Source organism: Citrobacter sp. W9 (assembly GCF_026719375.1).
GTDB lineage: Bacteria > Pseudomonadota > Gammaproteobacteria > Enterobacterales > Enterobacteriaceae > Citrobacter > Citrobacter werkmanii.
The window spans coordinates 106,959-130,628 of sequence record NZ_JAPPTE010000013.1; the positions used below are offsets into that span (position 1 = coordinate 106,959).

A 23,670-nucleotide genomic window follows, 5' to 3' on the forward strand; every position below is an offset into this window, starting at 1 on the left:
TACTGGTGGTTACTTCTTAATACCCATCTCTTCTTCCAGCCAGGCTTTAAATTCAGCTCCGAGGGTATTATGGCGAATACCATATTCAACGAACGCCTGCATATAGCCCAGCTTATTACCACAGTCATGGCTTTTGCCCTTCATGTGATAGGCTTCAACCGTTTCTTTTTCAATCAGCATATCGATAGCGTCAGTGAGCTGAATTTCGTCACCCGCTCCCGGAGGCGTTTTTGCCAGCAGAGGCCAGATATCCGCACTGAGAACATAGCGGCCCACGACTGCCAAATTAGATGGCGCAACATTCGCTTTCGGCTTTTCAACAACACCAACCATCGGCACGCTTTCGCCCGGCGCTAATTCAACGCCTTTACAATCCACTACGCCATAAGCGGTAACATCTTCTACGGGCTCGACCATAATCTGGCTGCTGCCGGTTTCATCAAAACGATGAATCATTTCGGCGAGGTTTTCACGGGATAAATCTGATTCATATTCATCCAGAATTACGTCTGGCAGAATAACCGCAACCGGTTCATCGCCAACAACCGGGTGCGCGCACAATACTGCGTGACCCAGACCTTTAGCCAGCCCCTGACGTACCTGCATAATAGTGACATGCGGCGGACAAATAGATTGCACTTCTTCCAGCAACTGACGTTTTACACGTTTTTCCAGCATAGCTTCTAACTCAAAGCTGGTATCGAAGTGGTTTTCAATGGAATTTTTAGACGAGTGAGTTACAAGTACAATTTCAGTGATACCCGCAGCAATACATTCGTTTACCACGTACTGAATTAATGGCTTATCAACCAACGGTAGCATCTCTTTCGGGATTGCCTTCGTAGCCGGTAACATCCTGGTTCCTAATCCCGCAACCGGGATAACGGCCTTTTTGACTTTTGAATTAATAGCAGCCATTTAAAACTCTCCTGGACTGTTCATGTATTGAACGTGTTCATCAATCTGTATCGCATCCAAGTATATCAGTACAGCGGTAAGCCTCTGGTCTGAAAAGGACGCACGTCGGTATAATTAAGACAAATACGAATAAATCTGGCGCTGATAGTAGCACTCGCAGCATGAGGGAGGTGAAGCAATTTCATTCCTCCCTCGCTCAATTGTTCATTCCGCAGACAACATCAGGCGCAGGCGACCACCCGCCCCCCAAATTTGGCACTGCCATGACTCACAGCGCTGGCTCAACTGATTAAGATAGGTATTGCCAAGCGTTCCCAGCGGTACGCCATTGCTGATTTGTACCTGATGGGAACCGGTATTTAATGTCGCATTCAGTCCTGCTGATACCAGAATCAGGTTTTTTAACCCGCTGTGGTAATACCCTACCAGCAAGGGAAACTGGCCGGGTAAATTAGCCTGACGCAGCAAATGGTTCACCTGTTTCAATAATGCCCCTAACTCTGGCAGCCGCTGATTTTGTTGCGTCAGTTGCTCCTGCAGCAAACCGTTAAATAGGGCTCGCAGTAATAATGCGGCCAGCACGCCATTATCCCCTGCCCGCGTGACATCCAGACAATAAAAAGCAAGGTCGTGATCCGACAGCGGCGCAATATCCAGCACCAGTCCCGGTTGATCGGCGGCAACCAATTGCCGATAGTTTATGCGACATTGTGAAATCACTTGCGATACAGGAGGCTGTAGCTCCTGCAACAGCTTTGCTGCAGCGGCAGGATCGTCCACCATGGCATCCCAGTCGCGAAACAGCCGCTCTTCTTCTTCAACCCGCGAATTGAACATATTGGGATACAGGCACGCAAAAACCGTTTCTCGCAGACGATTAAGATCCTTCACCGGTTTCAGAAGAACGTCGTCCACACCGAGTCGCAGCGCTTTGGCTATATCAGACATGTTTTCCGTCGCTGAAATCACCAGTATTGGCGTTTGATCGCCCCGATTTCGTAAATACTCAACCAGTTTAAGACCGTTCATTCGTGGCATTGCCAGGTCGCAGATCATCAAGTCAGGCGTAAAATGGCCAAGTAAATCCAGTGCTTCAAGCCCATCGCCGGCCACCGCCGTTGTCGCTCCCAAAGAGGAAAACCATGAGTCCATGAGTGAGCGGAATACCGGCTCATCCTCAACGATAAGAATCTGTTTTCCGACCAATGGCTGCGTCATATTCTCCCCCCTGACTGGCTTTAATAAATAGTGGCATGCTATTGCTACTCACGCCTGTCAGATTTAACTTAAGTATTGATAAAAAATGCCTAGACGTTGGTCTTCACCAGAGGTAGAAGCTCATCCATTTTCTTCTCAACCGCCAACTGCCCGGCAGCAATTGCTGCACTGGCGCGGTGGAAATCCAGCGTGGATATTTGCGGACAAAACGGCTGAATCAGGATATCAGGCGGGTCACCAGCCATACGGTTACGTTTCAGACGATTTTCCAGAACCTGAATAGAGGTTGTCATGATCTCCATCGCCGTCGGCGCGGTCACTGTCCGCCTCGCCGTAATGTTGCTCAGACGCTCTTTCAGACGGCCATGCCATGAGAGTTCGTCAGCGCCATCGCCTGATTCAGCATCGCTACTGACGTTGAAGGAGAGTAAATCTTGCTGCATGAGGTGCGCATCGTGTTGCAGGTCGACCGCAATAACGATATCGGCGCCCAGCGCACGCGTCAGGGAAACGGGGACGGGATTCACCACCGCGCCATCGACCAACCAGTAGCCATTATGCGCTACAGGGGACATCAGACCAGGAATACTGCAGGATGCCCGGACAGCCAGGTGCAAATCACCTTCGGTGAACCAGAGTTCCCGACCCGTACTTAAATTGGTTGCAACAGTTGCGAAACGGCGTGTGCATTGTTCAATCGCTTCTACCGGCATGACATTACGGTACTGGTTGAACACACGTTCTCCGCGCAGTAGTCCTCCTCTGCGCCAGGAGAGATCCATCAGGCGTAAGACGTCCCAATAACTGAATGAACAAACCCACTGTTCGAGTGCAGGCAACTTATTGCAGGCGTAGGCAGCGCCAACCAGCGAACCAATGGAGCACCCTGCCACAATATCAACATCAATCCCCATATGCTTAAGGGCTTTAATCACGCCGATATGCGACCAGCCGCGCGCCGCGCCGGAACCTAGCGCCAGCCCAATTTTAATTTTTCTCATTGTACGTACAAACTTCCCCTGGCTTGCAGACGTAGCAACATCGCTACCGCTCAGTTAACATAGTGCCACCCTGGCGTTTTTACGCCGTTTTTTTATTCCAGGGAGTACTTTGTGTCTCAGCTTTGTCCCTGTGGTAGCGCTGTCGAGTATAGCCTATGTTGCTACCGTTATGTGTCCGGCGCGCAAGTAGCACCTACGCCGTCACACCTCATGCGTTCTCGTTACTGCGCTTTTGTGATGAAAGACGCAGATTACCTTATCAAGACCTGGCATCCGGACTGCCATGCCGCTGCGTTTCGTGACGACATTATCGCAGGATTTACGCATACCGAATGGCTGGGGCTGACCGTTTTTGAGCAACACACGGCAGATTCAGAAAATATTGGCTACGTCAGTTTTGTCGCGCGGTTTTCTGAACAGGGAAAAACTGGCGCAATTATCGAACGCTCTCGTTTTTTAAAAGAAAACGGTCAGTGGTACTATATAGACGGTACACGCCCTCAAATTGGACGAAACGACACCTGCCCTTGTGGCTCGGGTAAAAAATTTAAGAAGTGCTGCGGCTAATCAACGCCCGACAGTATCAATTTTGCAAACATTCTCAATAGGATCACCGCTGCAAATGCATTCATTACAACGAAAAGTGCTGCGTACTATTTGCCCGGACCAAAAAGGTCTGATCGCGCGCATTACAAATATCTGTTACAAGCATGAACTGAATATCGTGCAGAATAATGAGTTCGTGGACCACCGTACCGGGCGCTTTTTTATGCGTACCGAGCTGGAGGGCATTTTTAATGATGTCACGCTGCTTGCCGATCTTGATAGCGCCTTACCAGATGGTTCCATCCGTGAATTAACGCCGGCAGGACGCCGCCGTATCGTTATTTTAGTGACCAAGGAAGCGCATTGTCTGGGCGATCTGTTAATGAAGGCCAATTATGGCGGGCTGGATGTTGAAATCGCTGCGGTGATCGGTAACCACGAGACGCTGCGTCCTTTGGTTGAGCGCTTTGATATTCCGTTTGAACTGGTCAGTCACGAAGGTTTAACCCGTGACGAACACGACCAGAAAATGGCCGATGCTATCGACGCGCACCAACCTGATTATGTCGTGCTGGCAAAATACATGCGCGTACTGACGCCGACCTTTGTTTCACGCTTCCCGAATAAGATTATCAATATTCACCATTCATTCCTGCCGGCATTTATTGGCGCTCGCCCATACCACCAGGCTTACGAGCGCGGGGTGAAGATCATTGGCGCAACGGCCCACTATGTGAATGATAACCTCGATGAAGGCCCTATCATTATGCAGGACGTAATTCATGTTGATCACACCTACACCGCAGAAGACATGATGCGTGCCGGCCGTGACGTTGAAAAAAATGTATTAAGTCGCGCGCTGTATCAGGTTCTGGCTCAACGCGTATTTGTTTATGGTAACCGAACGATCATTCTGTAATCGATTGATAATTTAATTGGTTACCTTTACATCTTTACGCGTAAAAATCAGGCAACCAGTTCTTTTTTATCAACGGAATACTTTACAGGGGCGCATCATCTGTTATGATGCGCCCCGCTTCCAACAGAAGCAGGCCAGTAATAAGCATTACCCCGTGGTGGGGTTCCCGAGCGATCATAAGGGAGCTGACTGCAAATCTGCCGTCATCGACTTCAAGGTTCGACTCGAGCGATAGTGAGAGAACGTTGCCGCAGGCAACGGCCCGAAGGGTGAGGAGCTTTAGCTCCGAATAATCCTTCCCGCTATAGAATGCAAGCAGCATAATGAATTTACCCTGTGGTGGGGTTCCCGAGCGGCCAAAGGGAGCAGACTGTAAATCTGCCGTCATCGACTTCGAAGGTTCGAATCCTTCCCCCACCACCATTCATTCTTGTAAGTTCTCAAAAATAAGTATACCCCTGGTGGGGTTCCCGAGCGGCCAAAGGGAGCAGACTGTAAATCTGCCGTCATCGACTTCGAAGGTTCGAATCCTTCCCCCACCACCATCATTTCCCTGTCGCACTTCAGCAAAATCAAACCTTATTGCACTATATTCTGCCCATGCGGGAAGGATGAGAAGCTTCGATTAAGGTTCGGTTCGAGCGTCAGCGAGAAAGCGTTGCCGCAGGCAACGACCCGAAGGGCGAAACGCACAGCGCGGAGTCATCCTTCCCCCACCACCATCTTTTCATAAAGCATCGACACCCAATCCAACTGCAATGCCCTATCGTGCCCGCAATAGGCCTGATGCGCTGCGCTTATCAGGCCTACAGAGAGCTGACGTCTGCGTAGGCCGGATAAGGCGGTTACGCCGTCATCCGGCAAACAGGCATAAAAAAACCCCGCCGGAGCAGGGTTTTGTCTTACACTGATAACCGATTAGTGACGCGCGCGTACAATCTGGTATTTGCGGGTCAGATACTCGACCGGAACGCTCCAGATGTGCACCAGACGCGAGAACGGGAACAGCAGGAACAGCGTCATACCCAACACCAAGTGCATGCGGAAGATAAACGCCACGCCATCCAGATATTCAGACGCGCCGCCGTGGAAGGTCACCACCGTTTGCGCCCAGTTCACCAGTTTCATCATCTCGCTACCGTCCATATGCTGAGCGGAGAACGGAATAGTCAGCAGGCCAAGAGCACACTGGATAACCAGAATGGACAGCACCAGAATATCCGCACCAGTGGTGGTGGCCCGCACGCGTGGGCTGAACAGACGACGTTTCAGCAGCAGCACGCCGCCGACCAGACACATCACGCCTGAGGCGCCGCCCGCAAACATAGCCATCTTTTGTTTCACTTCCAGCGGTAGCCACGCTTCGTACATCCAGTGCGGCGTCAACATGCCCAGAAAGTGCCCGGCAAAAATGCCCAGGATCCCGATATGAAACAGGTTTGACGCCAGGTTCATCCCTTTGCGATCCAGCATCTGACTGGACGCCGCGCGCCAGGTATATTGTCCATAGTCATAACGCAGCCAACTGCCGATCAGAAAGACAGAACCCGCGATGTACGGATAGATGTCAAAGAAGAACGTATTCAGGAAGTGCATTATTGCTGTCCTCCGGTGGTGATATTCAGATACTGCGGCGCAACGGCCCCGGCAAAACGACGCTGGTGAGCGGAGATTTCCGACTCGCCACACCCCTGATCGGCGAAGAATTTCACCTGCTCTTCTTCCCAGACCGCATCAAGCGCTTGCGGTGTATCATCACGCGCTTCATCCGCAATTTTTTCAGCCACTTTGTCGCTGTCGATAACGGTATTTGCCAGTTTTAGCAGCAGATCAAACAGCACCGCATAACGGCTTTCACGCTGTTGCAAGCGAGCGCTGAGCAAAGCCAGAATCGGCGCGATATCCTGTAAACCACCTAACGCTTCGCTTTTCGGCAACTGCGCAAGGTATTCCAGATACAGCGGCAGATGATCGGGAAGTTCACGGCTGTCGAGCTGCAAACCGTGCTGTTCATACTGTGCCATCAGGTCAACCATCGCCTGACCGCGATCGCGGGACTCCCCGTGGACATGTTCAAACAGCAGCAGCGATGTGGCGCGGCCCCGGTCAAACAGTTCGCTGTAAGCGGCCTGTACATCCAGCATGTCCTGCGCGGTTAAATCGCGCAGGAAAACGCCCAGGGTCTGGGCATCCTCTTTATCCAGGTTCTCAGATGACGCGAGTGCATCGAAAAGCTCCTGCTGATGCTGCCATAAGGCAGCATCCGGGTACTCGAGCAGACGCGAAACAATGACGAGTTCAATCATTGGTGCGGCTCCGTTTTGCTGGTCACATCAACAGCGTCGATGCGGCGGCTGTTGAACAGATTGAATTTGGTATCAGAACCGTGGCAACCATCGCCGAAGGTAAAGCCACAACCGCTTTTCTCCGGGAATGCCTCACGCGCCAGTTCACGATGGCTGCTTGGCACCACGAAACGATCTTCGTAATTAGCAATCGCCAGGTAACGATACATTTCCTGTGCCTGCGCTTCGCTTAATCCCACCTCTTCCAGCGCACGGGTATCAACTTTTCCGTCAACAGTTTCCGCACGTTTGTAGTGACGCATTGCCAGCATACGTTTCAGCGCCAACAGTACCGGCTGAGTGTCGCCAGCGGTCAACAGGTTCGCCAGGTACTGAACCGGGATACGCAGACTGTCTACATCCGGCAGAATGCCGTTGCTGCCAAGCTCGCCCGCATCGGCGGCAGATTGAATCGGTGACAAAGGCGGCACGTACCAGACCATCGGCAGCGTGCGGTATTCCGGATGCAGCGGCAGCGCCAGCTTCCAGTCCATCGCCATTTTGTAAACCGGAGACTGTTGTGCAGCATCGATGACGCTCAGTGGAATACCATCTTTTAGCGCCTGTTCAATGACAGCCGGATCGTTCGGATCGAGGAACACGTCCAGTTGACGCTGGTACAGATCTTTTTCGTGCTCAGTGCTGGCCGCGCTTTCGATCGCATCTGCGTCATACAGCAGTACGCCGAGATAACGGATACGGCCAACACAGGTTTCGGAGCAAACGGTCGGTTGACCCGCTTCGATACGCGGGTAGCAGAAAATGCACTTCTCGGACTTCCCGCTCTTCCAGTTGAAGTAAATCTTCTTGTACGGGCAGCCGGTGATGCACATACGCCAGCCGCGGCACTTGTCCTGGTCGATCAGCACGATGCCATCTTCTTCACGCTTGTAGATAGCACCACTCGGGCAGGTCGCCACACACGCCGGGTTAAGGCAGTGCTCGCACAGGCGCGGCAGGTACATCATGAAGGTGTTTTCGAACTGGCCGTACATCGCCTTCTGCATGTTTTCGAAGTTCTGGTCCTTGGCGCGTTTTTCGAATTCGCCGCCCAGAATTTCTTCCCAGTTCGGACCGCTGGTGATTTTGTCCATCCGCTGACCAGTAATTAGCGAGCGCGGGCGGGCAATCGGCTGCGCTTTGCTGCCTTCCGGCGCGGTGTGCAGATTCTGATAGTCGAAATCAAACGGCTCGTAGTAGTCATCCATACCCGGTAGATGCGGGTTAGCAAAGATTTTACCCAGCAGCAGCGCACGGTTACCCATGCGCGGTTGCAGTTTACCGTTGATTTTACGGATCCAGCCGCCCTTCCATTTCTCCTGATTTTCCCAGTCATTGGGGAAACCGACGCCAGGCTTACTTTCCACGTTATTGAACCAGGCGTACTCCATACCTTCACGGCTGGTCCAGACGTTTTTACAGGTCACTGAACAGGTGTGGCAGCCGATGCACTTATCAAGATTCAGCACCATGCCGACTTGTGAACGAATTTTCATTTTACGCTCTCCTGTACCTGGTCATTGCCTTCGCCATCCAACCAGTTAATGTTCTTCATCTTACGTACAACGACGAACTCATCGCGGTTTGAACCGACGGTGCCGTAGTAGTTAAAGCCGTAGGCCAACTGTGCATAGCCGCCGATCATGTGGGTCGGTTTCGGCGTAATACGGGTCACCGAGTTGTGGATCCCGCCGCGCTGCTGGGTGATTTCTGAACCCGGCAGGTTAACGATACGTTCCTGCGCGTGGTACATCATGGTCATCCCGGCCGGCACACGCTGGCTGACAACAGCGCGGGCAGTTAATGCACCGTTGCTGTTGAAGACCTCGATCCAGTCGTTATCTTCGATCCCCAGGTCTTTCGCATCCGTTTCACTCATCCAGACGATCGGACCACCGCGCGACAATGTCAGCATCAGCAGGTTGTCGCTGTAGGTGGAGTGGATACCCCATTTCTGGTGCGGCGTCAGGAAGTTGAGCGCTTTTTCCGGGTTACCGTTAGACTTCTCGCCGATCACCGCTTTCACTGAACGGGTATCGATTGGCGGACGGTAAACCAGCAGGCTTTCACCGAAATCACGCATCCACTGGTGATCCTGATACAACTGCTGGCGACCAGACAGCGTACGCCATGGGATCAGCTCATGAACGTTGGTATAACCGGCGTTATAAGACACATGTTCATCTTCCAGGCCTGACCATGTCGGGCTGGAGATAATTTTGCGCGGCTGCGCCTGTATATCGCGGAAACGAATTTTTTCGTCTTCTTTATTCAGCGCCAGATGCGTATGGTCACGACCGGTAAATTCACTCAGCGCAGCCCAGGCTTTAACGGCTACCTGACCGTTAGTTTCCGGCGCCAGGGTGAGGATCATCTCGGCGGCATCAATGGCGGTATTAAGCCAGGGCTGGCCTTTCGCCGGGCCTTCAGCCTTGGTGTAGTTGAGCTTACGCAGCAGATCCATTTCGCTCTGGGTATTCCAGGCAATCCCTTTCCCGCCGTTACCGATTTTTTCCATCAGCGGGCCGATGGAGGTAAAGCGTTCATAGGTTGCCGGATAATCACGCTCTACGGTCATGATGTGCGGCGCGGTAACGCCAGGAATCAGGTCGCACTCACCTTTTTTCCAGTCCTTCACGTCCAGCGGCTGCGCCAGCTCAGCGGCGGAATCGTGCTGAATCGGCAGCGTAACAACGTCGGTTTCTTTACCGAGGTGGCCCACGCACACTTCAGAGAATTTCTTCGCGATGGCTTTATAGATTTCCCAGTCGCTCTTCGATTCCCAGGCCGGGTCAACGGCGGCAGACAACGGATGAATAAACGGATGCATATCCGAGGTATTCATGTCGTCTTTTTCATACCAGGTTGCGGTCGGCAGCACGATATCGGAATACAGACAGGTACTCGACAGACGGAAGTCCAGCGTCACCACCAGATCCAGCTTGCCGTCCAGTCCGTTGTCCTGCCATTCCACTTCTTCTGGCTTCACGCCGCTCTGCTGGCCGAGATCTTTCCCCTGAATACCGTGTTCAGTACCCAGCAGGTACTTCAGCATGTACTCGTGGCCCTTACCGGAAGATCCGAGCAGGTTGGAACGCCAGATAAACAGGTTACGCGGATGGTTTTTGCCGTTTTCCGGCTGTTCCGCCGCAAAGCGAAGAGAACCGTCTTTTAGGGCGTTAACGGTGTAATCCACCGGCGTCATGCCGGCTTTCTGCGCTTCTTCAGCGATACGCAGCGGGTTAGTCCCTAACTGCGGTGCAGACGGTAACCACCCCATTCGTTCAGCGCGAACGTTGAAGTCAATCAAATGACCGCTATAACGGGATTTGTCTGCCATCGGGGACAGCAATTCCTGTGCGGTAACCGTCTCATAGCGCCATTGGCTGGAGTGGTTATAGAAGTAAGAGGTGCTGTTCATATGACGAGGCGGACGCTGCCAGTCCAGCGCAAACGCCAGCGGCTGCCAGCCGGTTTGCGGGCGCAGTTTTTCCTGGCCGACATAGTGGGCCCAACCGCCGCCGCTCTGGCCGATACAGCCGCAGAACACCAGCATATTGATCAGGCCGCGATAGTTCATATCGAGGTGGTACCAGTGGTTCAGACCTGCACCGACGATAATCATCGAACGACCGTGCGTTTTATCGGCGTTATCCGCAAATTCGCGGGCGATGCGCACGATTTGAGCGCGCGATACACCGGTAATTTTCTCTGCCCATGCCGGCGTATACGCTTTCAGGTCATCGTAGCTGGTTGCACAGTTTTCATCGTTCAGACCGCGTTCCAGACCGTAGTTGGCCATGGTCAGATCGTAAACGGTCGTCACCAGCGCGGTAGAACCGTCGGCCAGTTGCAGACGTTTAACCGGCAATTTGTGCAGCAGAATGTTTTCCAGTTCAACTTTATTGAAGTGTTCGGTACCTTCGCCGCCAAAATAGGGGAAGCCGACTTCAGCGATGTCATCCTGGCTACCGAGCAGACTGAGTTGCAGTTCGGTTTCATCGCCCGATGTACCGTCGCGCTGCTCGAGGTTCCATTTACCCTTTTCGCCCCAACGGAAACCAATTGAACCGTTTGGCGCAACCATTTCACCGTTGCTGTTGATAGCGACGGTTTTCCATTCCGGGTTATTTTCCTGGCCCAGAGAGTCAACCAGATCCGCTGCACGCAGCATACGACCAGCAGCATAATAGCCGTCGCGCTCTTCGAGCATCACCAGCATTGGCATGTCAGTATAACGACGAACGTAGTCGGTGAAGTACTGGCTCGGGTTATCGAGGTGGAACTCGCGCAACATGACGTGACCCATCGCCATTGCCATCGCCGCATCGGTCCCCTGCTTCGGCGCCAGCCACAGGTCGCACAGTTTGGCGATTTCCGCGTAGTCCGGCGTAATCGCTACCGTTTTGGTGCCTTTATAGCGAACTTCAGTAAAGAAGTGCGCATCCGGAGTACGGGTCTGCGGGACGTTAGAACCCCATGCAAGAATGTAGCTGGAGTTGTACCAGTCAGCGGATTCAGGGACGTCGGTCTGTTCGCCCCAGGTTTGCGGAGAAGCCGGCGGCAGGTCGCAGTACCAGTCATAGAAGCTCAGGCAGGTACCGCCAATCAGCGACATATAGCGTGCGCCGGATGCGTAAGAAACCATCGACATCGCCGGGATCGGCGAGAAGCCTGCGACGCGGTCAGGACCATAGGTTTTGATGGTGTACACGTTAGAAGCGGCAATCAGTTCATTGACTTCCTGCCAGGAGGAGCGAACGAAGCCGCCACGACCACGCGCTTGTTTGAAGCTTTTTGCTTTGTCGGCGTCTTCGATAATGGATGCCCAGGCATCTACCGGATCGCTGTGCAGTTTTTTGGCTTCACGCCACATCTTCATCAGACGTTTGCGCATCAGCGGGTATTTCAGACGGTTAGCGCTGTAGAGATACCAGGAATAGCTCGCACCACGCGGGCAGCCGCGAGGCTCGTGGTTTGGCATATCTGGACGGGTGCGTGGGTAGTCAGTTTGCTGGGTTTCCCAGGTCACCAGACCATTTTTCACATAGATTTTCCAGCTGCATGAACCGGTGCAGTTTACGCCGTGGGTTGAACGCACGACTTTGTCATGCTGCCAACGCTGGCGATATCCGTCCTCCCAGTCCCTGTTGGTATTGAGAAGCTGGCCGTGCCCATCGGCAAAGGTTTCGCCCTTCTGCTTGAAGTAGCGAAACCGGTCCAGGAATTTACTCATCGGTTTTCTCCTGTAGGAGCCTGACGGCTCTCTGATAAATCGACATTGCTTATTTGCCAGCGAAGGTAACGCTCTGAAAGGGCGTGAGAATTGATAACGATCAAGGCAGACAGGGATGAAAAATGAGGGGCGTTTTTCACATACCCCCTAAGTAGGATATCAGTGAATCAATTAACACATTGAATTTAAATAATTTTTTAAAATCCACTTATCATGCAAATGTTAAATTCTTTATAAGTGGGTATTAAGGGGTATCCCCCCTGCCAGGCATATTGCGAGCACCGTTCTCACAGGATGTTGTCATGTCACAACACAAGAGTATGTTGTAACTAATAGCAGGCAAAAAAAAGCGCGGTCTAACGCCGCGCAATGGATAATCAACCTACACTTCATCCTTCAAACTGCCTCTGCGTTGGCTGCGCTCGTTCTCCCCAGTCACTTACTACAGTAAGCTCCTGGGGATTTCTCACTTGCCGCCTTGACGCAATTCGAATGATTTTGTGTATACCACTTTTTTACTTTTTAGAATGACGTCCGTACACCGCCCAGGTGATAACCACGCAGGCGACATAGAAGATCACAAAGACTTTCATCGCATCAACAGGTGAGCCCGTTAACGCCAGGGAAGTACCAAATGCTTTGGGGATAAAGAAGCCGCCAATCGCGCCAATGGCAGAGATAAAACCGAGCGCAGCCGCAGTGTCGGTTGCCGCTTCACGCATCGCCTTCTCTTCTGACCCGCCTTCCGCTTTCACTCTGTCCATCGTCAGTTTGCGGAAGATAACGGAGATCATCTGGAAGGTTGAACCACTGCCCAGACCGGCCGTCAGGAACAGCGCCAGGAACACCGCGAAGAAAGCGGTAAAGTTGCCCCCTACGCCATTGGTTGGCAGCGTCAGGAACAGCAAGGCACTGAAGAGAGCCATCAGCACGAAGTTCACCAGCGTCACGCGAGTTCCGCCCAGACGGTCAGAAATTGCACCGCCAGCTGAGCGCGCCAGCGCGCCAATCAGCGGGCCAAAGAAGGCGTAATGCAGGATCTGTACCTCAGGAAACTGCGTTTTTGACAGCATCGCGAAACCGGCTGAGAAGCCGATAAATGACCCGAAGGTTGCCAGATACAACAGGCTCATGATCCACAGGTGCCCGCGCTTTAGCACCGGCAATTGCGCTTTCAATGACGCTTTTGAGGTTGCCAGTTCGTTCATACCAAACCATGCAGCCAGCGTCAGCACAGCGAGGAACGGAACCCAAATCCATGCGGCGTTTGCCAGATACAATTGCGTGCCATCCGGTTGCTCAACGCCCTGGCTACCAAATGCAGCGAAGATTGACAGTGAGACCACCAGCGGAGCAACCAACTGCATTACGCTGACGCCCATGTTGCCCAGACCACCGTTCAGACCCAGCGCACCGCCTTGCTTTTGTTTTGGAAAGAAGAAGCTGATATTCGCCATGCTTGATGCAAAGTTCGCACCGGCAAAACCGCACAGTAAGGAGATAATAATAAAGGTACTAAATGGCGTGGTGGTATCCTGCACAGCAAAACCTAACCATACGCATGGGACGATCAGGATACCGGTGCTGAATGCCGTCCAGCGGCGTCCGCCAAACAGGGGAACCATAAAGGAGTACGGCACACGCAGCAGCGCGCCGGAAACCGATGGCAACGCCGTCAACATGAACAATTGCTCCGTGGTGAAATTAAAGCCGACTTTCGGTAAGTTCACCGCTACGGCGCTAAATAACATCCACACGCAAAACGCCAGCAGTAAGCAAGGGACGGAAATCCACAGGTTACGGCTGGCGATTCGTTGACCACGCTGTTGCCAGAAGACAGGATCTTCCGGCCGCCATTCTGTAATTACAGCTCCAGATGCCCTTTCCGGGGCAGATGAGTGACTCATAGACACCTCTGATACTTGTTTCGATGCCTGCAACCTTAGGGTTTACAGCTGGAGGTAAGTTGATATAAATCAAAGGAAAAGGTGTCATTATTCATGCCTAAAATTTATCATCACCCTAAATGAGTACATTACTTCGGTAAAAAAGATGTGGTTTTTCACGCTTCTGTCGTCTTCTACTCCCCCCGACCCATGACCTCCCCCTTGGCTGGCAATTAAGAGGTAGCCCGTTTGAGGTATGGGTATACTCCAGTGTATCGCCGAGAATAACGCCACTGCCTGCAGCAGAACCGTTATTCAAAAGGGTTTCTGTTCTATGAAGACCCGAAGGAACAAGTCACCATGTTTAAACGTTGTCTCTCCCCGCTTACGCTGGTCAACCAGGTGGCGCTGATTGTTTTATTGTCTACTGCCATCGGCGTGGCAGGTATGGCTGTCTCCGGTTGGCTGGTTCAGGGCGTTCAGGGTAGCGCCCATGCAATTAACAAAGCCGGCTCGCTGCGTATGCAGAGTTATCGTCTGCTGGCGGCGGTACCCCTGGAAGCCGACGATCAACCGCTACTGGATGAAATGGAGAAAACGGCGTTTAGTCCAGAGTTAACGCGAGCCGCACAGCGCGATGGACAACAGGCGCAATTAAAAGCATTACAGGATTACTGGCACACTGAGCTGGCGCCAGGGCTTGCCCACGCGCAAACGCCTGATGCGGTAGCGCAAGATGTAACGCGCTTTGTCGTTGGGCTGGATAAGCTGGTTACCGCCTTCGACCATACCACCGAATTACGCATTGAACGCGTCGTCCTGCTACATCGCCTGATGGCGGCATTTATGGCCTTACTGCTGGTCTTCACCATTATCTGGCTACGCGTACGTCTGCTGGAACCATGGAAACAGCTATTGGCGATGGCGCGAGCCGTCAGCCAACGTGATTTTACCCAACGTGCGCATATCAGCGGGCGTAATGAGATGGCGGCTCTGGGCTCGGCGCTGAATAATATGTCGGAAGAGCTGGCTGAAAGTTATGCGGTACTGGAACAGCGGGTGCAGGAGAAAACGGCCGGACTGGAGCATAAAAATCAGATCCTCTCTTTTCTGTGGCAAGCCAACCGCCGCCTGCATTCTCAGGTGCCGTTGTGCGAACGCCTCTCTCCGGTGCTGAACGGCCTGCAGAATTTGACCCTGCTGCATGATATTGAGCTGCGGGTTTATGATCTGGAGGATGAAGATAATCATCAGGAATTTACCTGTCAGTCCAATGTCAGTTGCGATGAGAAAGGATGTCATCTGTGCCCACGCGGTACGTTGCCTGCGATAGACGGTGGTATCACGCTGAAATGGCGGCTGACCGACTCACATACCCAGTATGGTATCCTGCTCGCTACGTTGCCGAACGGACGCCATCTCAGCCACGATCAGCAACAACTGGTCGATACCCTGGTTGAGCAACTGACCGCGACGCTGGCGCTCGACAGACATCAGGAGCGCCAGCAGCAGTTGATCGTGATGGAAGAGCGTGCCACCATTGCGCGCGAACTCCATGATTCTATTGCACAATCGCTTTCATGTATGAAGATGCAGGTTAGCTGTTTGCAGATGCAGGGCGATGCGCTGCCCGAGAATAGCCGCGAACTGCTTAGCCAGATTCGTAATGAACTGAACGCCTCGTGGGCGCAACTGCGTGAGCTGTTAACGACCTTCCGTTTACAGCTCACTGAACCCGGATTGCGACCCGCGCTGGAAGCCAGTTGTCAGGAATACAGCGCCCGCTTTGGTTTTGCGGTTAAGCTGGACTATCAGTTGCCGCCGCGCCTGGTCCCTTCGCATCAGGCGATTCACTTATTACAAATTGCTCGTGAAGCCCTGAGCAACGCCCTGAAGCATTCCCATGCCGATGAAGTCGTCGTGACGGTGGTGCAAAATGGCAAACAGATCAAACTCACAGTACAAGATAACGGCTGCGGCGTACCGGAAAACGCCGAACGCAGTAACCACTACGGCATGATAATAATGCGCGACCGTGCGCAGAGCTTGCGCGGCGATTGCCGAGTACGCCGTCGTGAGACAGGCGGTACTGAAGTTACTGTCACTTTTATTCCCGAAACAAACTTCACAGAAGTCCAAGGAGATACCCATGAGTAATCTGGAACCGGCAACCATCCTGTTGATCGACGATCATCCGATGCTGCGAACCGGTGTAAAACAGCTTGTCAGCATGGCGCAGGATATCACCGTTGTCGGTGAAGCCAGCAATGGCGAACAGGGTATCGAACTGGCTGAATCTCTTGATCCCGATCTGATCCTGCTTGATCTCAACATGCCCGGCATGAACGGTCTGGAAACCCTCGACAAGCTGCGTGAAAAGTCCCTGTCTGGCCGCATCGTGGTGTTTAGCGTATCCAATCATGAAGAAGATGTCGTTACCGCACTGAAACGCGGCGCGGATGGTTACCTGCTGAAAGATATGGAGCCGGAAGATTTACTGAAAGCATTACAGCAGGCCGCCGCCGGTGAAATGGTACTGAGCGAAGCCTTAACGCCGGTTCTGGCCGCCAGCCTGCGCGCCAACCGCGCAACGTCCGACCGTGATGTCACCCAGTTGACGCCGCGCGAGCGCGATATTCTCAAACTTATTGCCCAGGGCCTGCCCAACAAGATGATTGCCCGCCGTCTGGACATCACCGAAAGCACGGTTAAAGTTCATGTGAAGCATATGCTGAAGAAAATGAAGCTCAAATCACGCGTAGAAGCGGCGGTTTGGGTACATCAGGAACGCATTTTCTGATAACGAAGTCATGCATCATGGTTAACGAGGATCATTTGCCGAAACGCTGATAAACGGTTCGGTCAGTGATAGCGTGATCTCATTGGAAGAGACACGCTGGCCCAGTTCATCTTCTACCACTACCGACAGCCGCCAGCGGTTTGTCGCCCCTTCTCTACTGTCCCACTTCGGCATAATAATCGTCCAGCCCTGTGCGCTGCGGGTACTGCTGCCAGCGGTTAAGCTCAGCGCCTGAGTATCGCCCTGCCATGCAAGATGGCGAATCCCATGCAGGCTGCGAACTTGTACCTTCAGCGCCACCGTTTCTCCCGGCTTGAGATCCCAGGGCGGCGTAGCCAAAAATACCGACAGGGTTTTACGCTGGCGATACTCCAGCGTCGGCAAACTATTCCGCTGCGGATCGTCATAACGACTGCCGCGCAGCGAGCGGCTGTTCGCCACCTCGCTGACCATCAGCTGTTTTTTTAACGGAACGCCGAAACGATAATTCAGCGTTAATCCGAGGTTATTCTGACTGACGCCATTTTCACCCTGCTTATGCTGCGCAGTCATCGTAATCAGCGGCACCGGCGTATAGCTCAACCCGAGGTTCACCGCCACCGGATTGTGATACCCGGTTCCTGAATGAAACAGATCCACCCGGTCGCCAAAATACTGTTCAACGCTGACGCTGGTATTGAGATGTTGATAGAACGGCATCCGCATTTGCGCGGTCAGGTCGTAGCCGCGGGCCATCCGTTGTTCCTGTGTGGTGGAACGATTCTGCCAGGAGGAAAACGGCTGGTAGTAGTTAGCGGATAAACGTAAATACTCGCCCCACGCTTCTGCACCTAAGCTGCCCCGGGGCAGATTTTCATCCAACAGATTGTCATAAAACGTGTTGTAACCCAGTAGCCAGCCGTCATGTACCCAGCGCTGCCCAATTCCCGCATTGCTGACTAAGCCCTCATCCTGTTGCGTTAAGCCTAACTGGCTCCAGGTAAGATAGCGCTGATTGTCCTGCCACGGAATAAACCAACTTCCCCGGCTGCCGGTAAAGCTGCCCTCTTTATCAACCTGCAACCCGACGCTAGCATTTCCCCAGGGAGAGAGCCAGGATTCCAGTTGTTGATTCACCTGTTCGCTGACCGTGTCACGTACCTGACCAAACGCGAACTGCTTCGCCTGCTCGCCGGTATCAAGGCCGTTATCGGTCATACTGGCTTCACCGAATGCTTTCACCATTTCGGCAAAATGCTTTTCGCCTGCCCGCGATTCCGGCGCCATACCGAGATCGGGCAAGCCATCGCTATTGTTATCGAATGGGTTTTCAGCCTGGTGAATAAAAGAGGATTGTGCGCTGGCAGTACCCCCTGCCAATGGCAAGAGTGCAAATACGGCGAGAGGGAAATAAATAATACGGCTCAAATCGTTAGTTATTTCTTAAATCAATTAATCAGGCACACTTAACCTAAACCATAACGTCTTCAGCAATTAATTGCAGCCTTTATCCCCGTTTTCGGGATTTTCTGACCCGAATAATCAGGGGTAGCCACATGCTTTCTTTTCGATATCTGGTACAGGGAGTACCATACACGCCAGGAATTATCCCTCCCATCCGACAACAGGAGTCAAAATGCAAAAGATAGTGATCGTCGCGAACGGTGCGGCCTATGGAAGCGAATCGTTATTTAACAGCCTGCGTCTGGCCATCGCCTTGCGTGAACAAGAAGCCTGTCTCGATCTGCGTCTGTTTTTAATGTCGGATGCGGTTACGGCGGGATTACGCGGTCAGAAACCGGCGGAAGGATACAACATTCAGCAAATGCTGGAGATCCTGACAGCGCAAAACGTTCCGGTAAAACTGTGCAAAACCTGCACTGATGGCCGTGGGATCACCGACCTGCCTTTAATTGATGGCGTCGCCGTGGGCACGCTGCCAGAACTGGCGCAATGGACGCTGGATGCAGATAAAGTATTGACCTTCTGACAGCGCCTTACAGGCACGCGCACTGAAAGTGCCGGAAATTTCCGGATTTTATCTTAGATGGGCGCGGTTTCGTTGAACGTTAGCACGCCCTTTCAACCGTCTTGAGGAATTTTGTCACTTTTGTTTAATCGTTATGCCATTTTTTGATCAAAATCAGCATCCTGTTGCTCCCCCTTTGGTGTTATGCAATGAGTGAAATGTGAACAACATCACGCAGCACTTTCGACAGAAAGTACGTTGTTTTCAAGAACGGGGTGAAAAATGGCATTAGTGAAGGCGAGTTTAAAGTTATTTGGTGGCGATACGGTGGTTGTGCGCTGTTCCGAGCGCTGTCACATCCATCTGATGAGCGAGAAAAATCACGTCAAAGACACGCAGTCCGACATCTTAAGCGTGCAGGACCGTGATAACGCATGGTTGACCGTACCTTATACCGGCGTCTGGAACGTGCTGATCGACAGCCACAGTCAGTCGCTTGAGCATTCGATAAGTTTTATTGCAGCGTAATCGTGAAATGCCCGATAAGCACCTGGCTGTCGGGCACACAACACTCCGCCGACGCTATGCAAAACCTGGTCGTATAATCCCTTCCGGCAGGTTCTCTCCCAACAATCGTTTGACCGTAATCACCAGATCGTTAAGACAATCATCCTGCATTCCCAGCTTCACCAGTTCTTGTTCCAGCGAGAACAGATACTGGGCATTAGTGCCTAAAGGTCCGCTGGCCGCAGCGATAAGCGGCGCGATCACCTGCGCGCGTGTATCCGACTCAAACAGCGGATGGCGCGGATCCATAATAAAGACCAGCGCGTTTACCGTCCGTCCGTCATCCAGCGCCAACTGACACCAGGTCGGCAGGTAGCAACCGGTGATCATTTCACGCTTCCACAGCAGAGAAAGCTCTTGCTCCAGCGATGCGTCTGGTAAGCGATAAGCCACACCGGTAGTGCGTCCACCCTCTTTCAGGGCCAGCATCCGTCCCGGCTGACAGGCCGTTCCTCGCCCCGCCGTCAGACGCAGGCAAAATGCACGGTGCCAACCGACCAATGTTCCGGTACAGGACTCTTCAAATTCTAAGGCCGGGTTCCACATCAACGATCCATAACCGAAGATCCACACCGGTCCATCATCTGGTCGGCAAGCAAGCGTGGCGGCCAGTGAGGCTGCCCGTTGTTCCGCTGACCAGAGTAGTGATTCTTCAATAGCGCCAAACGCCGTCTTACAGTCGGCATTCAATAAAAAATCACGCGTTAACACCTTACACCTCCGCCACTGCAGCTTCCCTGCGACAACTTTTTGACGCCTTCCGGGCATTTTTACTGCTCATTTTGAAACCAATAGCTGGACAATAGGCAATTCACCGCTCGCTTGCAAGCCAGTAACGGCGCGGCGTAGCACGATTCGCTAACGGATGACTCAGGCTAGTTTATAAAGGCATTATAATTGATACCGTTACGTCTTTTTATGCCATTTATCATCATCACCTTTTTGATAATCATTTTTCACCGCCGCCCACGCCACTTTGTGCGCTGTCTCTTCGCGAGTGGCATCATCGCGACGGTCAGATTTATCTTTATACTGTTCCCAGGCGCTGTTAAAGGCTTCTTTATAGATGTCCTGAGCATGGGATGGCAGAACATGCTGTACGCTGTCAGGCAGATCGCTTTTAGATTTATAGGGCATTGTGAACTCCTCTTTTTGGGCTAAACCTTAAGTGTGGTTAACAATGCTGCGATGCGCCAATAATGAACATTTTTAAATTACTTCTTCATCTAACTTTCTGTTAATTAAATACTCTATAAACAAGACGTTTGTTTTTGGCCACTTAGAGATGGAAAATAAGCGATGCGGTAAAATTTCGTAAAATGTCACCTACAAAACCGCTTTTTCTGTTATTTTTTACATTCTTTAATACTTTTATAATTATAAATACCTGCAGAGATGGAGAATTAACTTAATGACACAACTACATGAGGCGGTAAAAACCCGCCACAAGGAGACCTCTCTCGTCTTCCCGATTTTGGCACTGGTAGTACTGTTCTTATGGGGGAGCAGTCAGTCACTACCAGTGGTCATCGGTATTAATGCGCTGGCCCTTGTTGGTATATTAAGCAGCGCATTCAGCGTTGTCCGTCATGCGGACGTATTAGCACATCGACTTGGCGAACCCTACGGCTCGCTGATTCTCAGTCTGTCAGTTGTTATTCTTGAAGTCAGTTTAATTTCCGCGTTAATGGCGACCGGCGATGCCGCGCCTACGCTAATGCGCGACACGCTGTATTCGATCATTATGATCGTCACCGGCGGTTTAGTCGGTTTTTCATTACTGCTGGGCGGCCGCAAATTTGCCACTCAGTATATGAACCTGTTTGGTATTAAGCAGTATTTAATCGCCCTGTTTCCACTGGCCATTATTGTGCTGGTGTTTCCAATGGCGTTACCGGGAGCCAATTTTACTACTGCGCAGGCGCTACTGGTGGCGCTCATTTCTGCGGCAATGTACGGCGTCTTCTTGTTGATTCAAACAAAAACGCACCAGAGCCTGTTCATTTACGAGCATGAAGATGAGGGTGACGACGACGATCCGCATCACGGTAAGCCGTCAGCGCACAGCAATATATGGCACGCCGCCTGGCTCATCATTCACCTGATCGCTGTTATCGCCGTCACCAAGATGAACGCCAGTCCACTGGAAACCTTGCTGACTGAACTCAATGCGCCCGTGGCATTTACCGGTTTCCTGGTGGCGCTGTTGATCCTCTCGCCTGAAGGGCTGGGGGCGCTGAAAGCGGTGCTGAACAATCAGGTACAGCGGGCGATGAATTTGTTCTTCGGTTCAGTATTAGCCACTATTTCACTCACCGTACCGGTAGTGACGCTGATAGCGTGGGCAACAGGAAATGATTTGGTGTTTGCTTTGGGCGCGCCAGAGATGATTGTCATGGTCTCGTCGCTGGTACTGTGCCACATCTCTTTCTCCACCGGACGAACCAATGTGCTTAACGGCGCCGCGCATCTGGCGCTATTTGTCGCCTATCTGATGACGATATTTGCCTGATAACTAGTTTGGCGGGATCCACGGCCCTTTGCAGGGCCGTTTTCTTTTAGCGCGTTTATTGCTCCGGATAAACCTGTTGGCCATCGACAAACGTTAATAACGATTCCGTTTGATGCAGCTTGTCTGGCGCAATAACCATAATATCTTGATTCAGCACCGCAAAATCGGCGAGCTTACCTGCTTGCAAACTTCCTCTTTGCTGTTCAGCAAAAGCCAGCCAGGCGGCATTTCGGGTATACATTTTTAACGCCTCTTCCCGACTTAACTGGCGGGTGTCATGGCGTACTGAGCCGTCGAGCGCTTTACCTGTGACATGATATTCAATGGCATGCCACACTCCCGCAACGCCAATCCGCGTCGCATCTGTACCGCCGGCAACGATTACCCCCTGCTCTAACGCGGGTTGCACTGGCGATGATAGCGCCGCCACCGTTTTACCATTTGCGCGTTCAATGGCGGGAGATTCAAAATATGGCCCCATCTGGACAGAGTAGGCTAAACCGAGTTTCTTCATGCGGGCAATCGTTTCGGGCGTACCGGTATTAAGATGCGCAATAGACCAGCGCAACGGCGCAATATCATGCGATTTAGCCACCTCGCTAATGACATCTAAAATCGCATCCGCACTGTCATCGGTATAAGCATGTATTTCAACGGCAACACCTTCTTTGGCGGCAAGCTGAAGCACCTTTAATTGTTCTTGTTGGGACTCTGCTGGGGATGTGAACCCAGATGACATCCGCACGCCATCATTCATTGCCATCACCAGGCTTTCACCGAAGCCCAGAAAGGCTATTCTGCCGTCATCATGCATTGCCGGGCGAAACGCCAGGCGTTGTTTAAACCATTCCGTTTCATTACCAGGCGGTGCGGATAAACGATATCCAACGCGTATCCTGAGGGGTTGCTGCTGCTGAAGTTTAAAGAAATCACGATAAGCTTGCTCATGCCCGGCAGAAGGATCGATAAACCCGACCACGCCGCGTTTATTTAAATAACGTACAAAGGCGTTAAGGTTCTTTTCCACATCGCCAGTCTGGCTAATCTGGGCGAAAAGCTGGTTAAAACTGCCAATGGTCCCGCGCAATTTCCCCGTTGCCAGCCCTTTATCATCGCGTTCTATCACGATCCCTGCCGGAACATCCGGCTGTGGACTATTAAGTTTTAGGGTATCGATAGCCTTTTGATTTAACAAAGCATAGTCATAAAGACTTTGTATATACGCAGGATGATGAGGCAGCGCCTGATTCAGTTCCTGAACCGTCGGATCCCGCTTTTCAGCAAATTGTTCAGGTATCCATGAACCCGCCACCGCCACCCATTGCTCAGCGTCTTTCTCTGCCGCAGATTGCGACAGTTTATTTAACGCATCGGGTAAGTTTTTAGTATCAAACCAGTAGGTTTCAAATAAAAATGTCCTTCCCCCCCGAATGCCATGCAGATGCGCATCAATTAACCCCGGAATAACGGTTTGCCCCGTAAGATTAATTTCCTTCGTGTTCGGTCCGGACCATTTTTTCACCGTTTCATTATTACCCACCGCAATAATATGCCGCCCTTTTACCGCCAGCGCCTGCGCATTGGGTTGTTGTTCATCCATGGTAATCAACTTGCCGTTATACAAAATAACGTCGGCCTTGTCCTGAGAATGCGCCAGAAATGAAATTCCTATCAGAATTGCGGCCAACGCTACGTTGCGCATAGCCGGAGGGGGAGTATTAAAGCAAAGTCCCAGTTTACCCATCATATTTATCTACCTTTTCATGTGATGAAA

19 protein-coding genes, 2 tRNA genes and 2 other RNA genes are annotated in these 23,670 nt (G+C 52.0%); 11 read left to right on the forward strand and 12 right to left on the reverse strand.

The features are described 5' to 3' along the window. Positions 1 to 9: 9 nt before the first annotated feature. From galU to rssA, 3 genes are all read right to left on the reverse strand, one after another. On the reverse strand, positions 10 to 918 hold the full coding sequence (galU, locus tag OOJ59_RS18100) for a UTP--glucose-1-phosphate uridylyltransferase GalU (RefSeq protein ID WP_038641107.1): 909 nt from the start codon (positions 916 to 918) through the stop codon (positions 10 to 12). A 204-nt stretch (positions 919 to 1,122) separates the two neighbouring features. Then, entirely contained in the window at positions 1,123 to 2,136 is a 1,014-nt protein-coding gene (gene rssB / locus OOJ59_RS18105; RefSeq protein WP_038641109.1) for a two-component system response regulator RssB, read from the reverse strand. 89 nt (positions 2,137 to 2,225) lie between these two features. Beyond that, complete coding sequence (gene rssA / locus OOJ59_RS18110) at positions 2,226 to 3,137, reverse strand: patatin-like phospholipase RssA (protein WP_069324649.1); 912 nt, start codon at positions 3,135 to 3,137, stop codon at positions 2,226 to 2,228. 111 nt (positions 3,138 to 3,248) lie between these two features. Between rssA and OOJ59_RS18115 the strand changes: the two genes are divergently transcribed. From OOJ59_RS18115 to OOJ59_RS18140, 6 genes are all read left to right on the forward strand, one after another. After that, positions 3,249 to 3,704, forward strand: coding sequence for a YchJ family protein (locus OOJ59_RS18115; protein WP_038641113.1), 456 nt, complete (start codon positions 3,249 to 3,251; stop codon positions 3,702 to 3,704). Positions 3,705 to 3,759: 55 nt separating this feature from the next. Further along, positions 3,760 to 4,602 carry a formyltetrahydrofolate deformylase gene (gene purU, locus OOJ59_RS18120; RefSeq protein ID WP_006684274.1) on the forward strand — a complete coding sequence of 281 codons (843 nt, stop codon included), beginning with the start codon at positions 3,760 to 3,762 and terminating at the stop codon, positions 4,600 to 4,602. Between the two features lie 168 nt (positions 4,603 to 4,770). Then, positions 4,771 to 4,912, forward strand: a non-coding RNA gene (locus tag OOJ59_RS18125) — RtT sRNA. A 28-nt stretch (positions 4,913 to 4,940) separates the two neighbouring features. Continuing rightward, positions 4,941 to 5,025 (forward strand) — tRNA-Tyr (locus tag OOJ59_RS18130). Between the two features lie 37 nt (positions 5,026 to 5,062). Further along, positions 5,063 to 5,147 (forward strand) — tRNA-Tyr (locus tag OOJ59_RS18135). A 45-nt stretch (positions 5,148 to 5,192) separates the two neighbouring features. Beyond that, positions 5,193 to 5,324, forward strand: a non-coding RNA gene (locus OOJ59_RS18140) — RtT sRNA. A 196-nt stretch (positions 5,325 to 5,520) separates the two neighbouring features. Here OOJ59_RS18140 and narI read toward each other — a convergent pair. From narI to OOJ59_RS18165, 5 genes are all read right to left on the reverse strand, one after another. After that, positions 5,521 to 6,198 carry a respiratory nitrate reductase subunit gamma gene (narI, locus tag OOJ59_RS18145; RefSeq protein ID WP_038641116.1) on the reverse strand — a complete coding sequence of 226 codons (678 nt, stop codon included), beginning with the start codon at positions 6,196 to 6,198 and terminating at the stop codon, positions 5,521 to 5,523. Beyond that, the gene (narJ, locus tag OOJ59_RS18150) at positions 6,198 to 6,908 is read right to left on the reverse strand and encodes a nitrate reductase molybdenum cofactor assembly chaperone (protein ID WP_008784959.1); all 711 of its coding nucleotides are present in this window, start codon (positions 6,906 to 6,908) and stop codon (positions 6,198 to 6,200) included. The genes narI and narJ overlap by 1 nt, the downstream gene beginning before the upstream one ends. Then, positions 6,905 to 8,443 (reverse strand): nitrate reductase subunit beta, encoded by a 1,539-nt coding sequence (gene narH, locus OOJ59_RS18155; protein WP_038641118.1) that lies wholly within the window; start codon positions 8,441 to 8,443, stop codon positions 6,905 to 6,907. Before narH ends, narJ begins: the two co-directional genes overlap by 4 nt. Further along, positions 8,440 to 12,183: a nitrate reductase subunit alpha gene (locus OOJ59_RS18160; RefSeq protein ID WP_137347843.1), complete on the reverse strand. Its 3,744-nt coding sequence runs from the start codon at positions 12,181 to 12,183 to the stop codon at positions 8,440 to 8,442. The genes narH and OOJ59_RS18160 overlap by 4 nt, the downstream gene beginning before the upstream one ends. Positions 12,184 to 12,698: 515 nt before the next feature. Continuing rightward, on the reverse strand, positions 12,699 to 14,090 hold the full coding sequence (locus tag OOJ59_RS18165; RefSeq protein ID WP_038641122.1) for a NarK family nitrate/nitrite MFS transporter: 1,392 nt from the start codon (positions 14,088 to 14,090) through the stop codon (positions 12,699 to 12,701). 339 nt (positions 14,091 to 14,429) lie between these two features. Here OOJ59_RS18165 and narX point away from each other — a divergent pair, with 339 nt between their 5' ends. Together narX and narL are read left to right on the forward strand one after the other, a co-directional pair. Continuing rightward, positions 14,430 to 16,226 (forward strand): nitrate/nitrite two-component system sensor histidine kinase NarX, encoded by a 1,797-nt coding sequence (gene narX, locus OOJ59_RS18170; protein WP_160955575.1) that lies wholly within the window; start codon positions 14,430 to 14,432, stop codon positions 16,224 to 16,226. After that, a complete protein-coding gene (gene narL / locus OOJ59_RS18175; protein WP_038641125.1) occupies positions 16,219 to 16,869 on the forward strand; it encodes a two-component system response regulator NarL in 651 nt (216 codons plus the stop codon). Before narX ends, narL begins: the two co-directional genes overlap by 8 nt. 21 nt (positions 16,870 to 16,890) lie before the next feature. On the opposite strand, the gene OOJ59_RS18180 is transcribed toward narL, so the two are convergent. Further along, positions 16,891 to 18,276: a YchO/YchP family invasin gene (locus OOJ59_RS18180; protein ID WP_087856115.1), complete on the reverse strand. Its 1,386-nt coding sequence runs from the start codon at positions 18,274 to 18,276 to the stop codon at positions 16,891 to 16,893. 208 nt (positions 18,277 to 18,484) lie between these two features. Between OOJ59_RS18180 and OOJ59_RS18185 the strand changes: the two genes are divergently transcribed. Then, positions 18,485 to 18,838, forward strand: a complete 354-nt coding sequence (locus OOJ59_RS18185; protein WP_038641128.1) for a DsrE/DsrF/TusD sulfur relay family protein — start codon at positions 18,485 to 18,487, stop codon at positions 18,836 to 18,838. 261 nt (positions 18,839 to 19,099) lie between these two features. Further along, positions 19,100 to 19,345, forward strand: a complete 246-nt coding sequence (locus OOJ59_RS18190) for a DUF1883 domain-containing protein (protein WP_038641131.1) — start codon at positions 19,100 to 19,102, stop codon at positions 19,343 to 19,345. Positions 19,346 to 19,399: 54 nt separating this feature from the next. Here the strand turns inward: OOJ59_RS18190 and OOJ59_RS18195 are convergent, their stop codons facing one another. Next, entirely contained in the window at positions 19,400 to 20,095 is a 696-nt protein-coding gene (locus tag OOJ59_RS18195) for a gamma-glutamylcyclotransferase (RefSeq protein WP_038641133.1), read from the reverse strand. Positions 20,096 to 20,290: 195 nt separating this feature from the next. Next, positions 20,291 to 20,521, reverse strand: a complete 231-nt coding sequence (chaB, locus tag OOJ59_RS18200; protein ID WP_038641135.1) for a putative cation transport regulator ChaB — start codon at positions 20,519 to 20,521, stop codon at positions 20,291 to 20,293. 274 nt (positions 20,522 to 20,795) lie between these two features. Between chaB and chaA the strand changes: the two genes are divergently transcribed. Continuing rightward, complete coding sequence (gene chaA / locus OOJ59_RS18205) at positions 20,796 to 21,896, forward strand: sodium-potassium/proton antiporter ChaA (RefSeq protein WP_038641137.1); 1,101 nt, start codon at positions 20,796 to 20,798, stop codon at positions 21,894 to 21,896. A 55-nt stretch (positions 21,897 to 21,951) separates the two neighbouring features. Here the strand turns inward: chaA and OOJ59_RS18210 are convergent, their stop codons facing one another. Further along, on the reverse strand, positions 21,952 to 23,643 hold the full coding sequence (locus OOJ59_RS18210) for an amidohydrolase (RefSeq protein WP_160955574.1): 1,692 nt from the start codon (positions 23,641 to 23,643) through the stop codon (positions 21,952 to 21,954). Positions 23,644 to 23,670: the final 27 nt, after the last annotated feature.

Excerpts from the sequence above, each read along its gene's own strand:
- galU (WP_038641107.1), bottom strand. The coding sequence starts at position 918 with ATGGCTGCTATTAATTCAAAAGTCAAAAAGGCCGTTATCCCGGTTGCG.
- narI (WP_038641116.1), bottom strand. The coding sequence starts at position 6,198 with ATGCACTTCCTGAATACGTTCTTCTTTGACATCTATCCGTACATCGCG.
- OOJ59_RS18210 (WP_160955574.1), bottom strand. The coding sequence starts at position 23,643 with ATGATGGGTAAACTGGGACTTTGCTTTAATACTCCCCCTCCGGCTATG.
- narL (WP_038641125.1), top strand. The coding sequence starts at position 16,219 with ATGAGTAATCTGGAACCGGCAACCATCCTGTTGATCGACGATCATCCG.
- rssA (WP_069324649.1), bottom strand. The coding sequence starts at position 3,137 with ATGAGAAAAATTAAAATTGGGCTGGCGCTAGGTTCCGGCGCGGCGCGC.
- narJ (WP_008784959.1), bottom strand. The coding sequence starts at position 6,908 with ATGATTGAACTCGTCATTGTTTCGCGTCTGCTCGAGTACCCGGATGCT.
- OOJ59_RS18165 (WP_038641122.1), bottom strand. The coding sequence starts at position 14,090 with ATGAGTCACTCATCTGCCCCGGAAAGGGCATCTGGAGCTGTAATTACA.
- narX (WP_160955575.1), top strand. The coding sequence starts at position 14,430 with ATGTTTAAACGTTGTCTCTCCCCGCTTACGCTGGTCAACCAGGTGGCG.
- OOJ59_RS18190 (WP_038641131.1), top strand. The coding sequence starts at position 19,100 with ATGGCATTAGTGAAGGCGAGTTTAAAGTTATTTGGTGGCGATACGGTG.
- chaA (WP_038641137.1), top strand. The coding sequence starts at position 20,796 with ATGACACAACTACATGAGGCGGTAAAAACCCGCCACAAGGAGACCTCT.
- OOJ59_RS18185 (WP_038641128.1), top strand. The coding sequence starts at position 18,485 with ATGCAAAAGATAGTGATCGTCGCGAACGGTGCGGCCTATGGAAGCGAA.
- narH (WP_038641118.1), bottom strand. The coding sequence starts at position 8,443 with ATGAAAATTCGTTCACAAGTCGGCATGGTGCTGAATCTTGATAAGTGC.
- rssB (WP_038641109.1), bottom strand. The coding sequence starts at position 2,136 with ATGACGCAGCCATTGGTCGGAAAACAGATTCTTATCGTTGAGGATGAG.
- chaB (WP_038641135.1), bottom strand. The coding sequence starts at position 20,521 with ATGCCCTATAAATCTAAAAGCGATCTGCCTGACAGCGTACAGCATGTT.
- OOJ59_RS18160 (WP_137347843.1), bottom strand. The coding sequence starts at position 12,183 with ATGAGTAAATTCCTGGACCGGTTTCGCTACTTCAAGCAGAAGGGCGAA.
- purU (WP_006684274.1), top strand. The coding sequence starts at position 3,760 with ATGCATTCATTACAACGAAAAGTGCTGCGTACTATTTGCCCGGACCAA.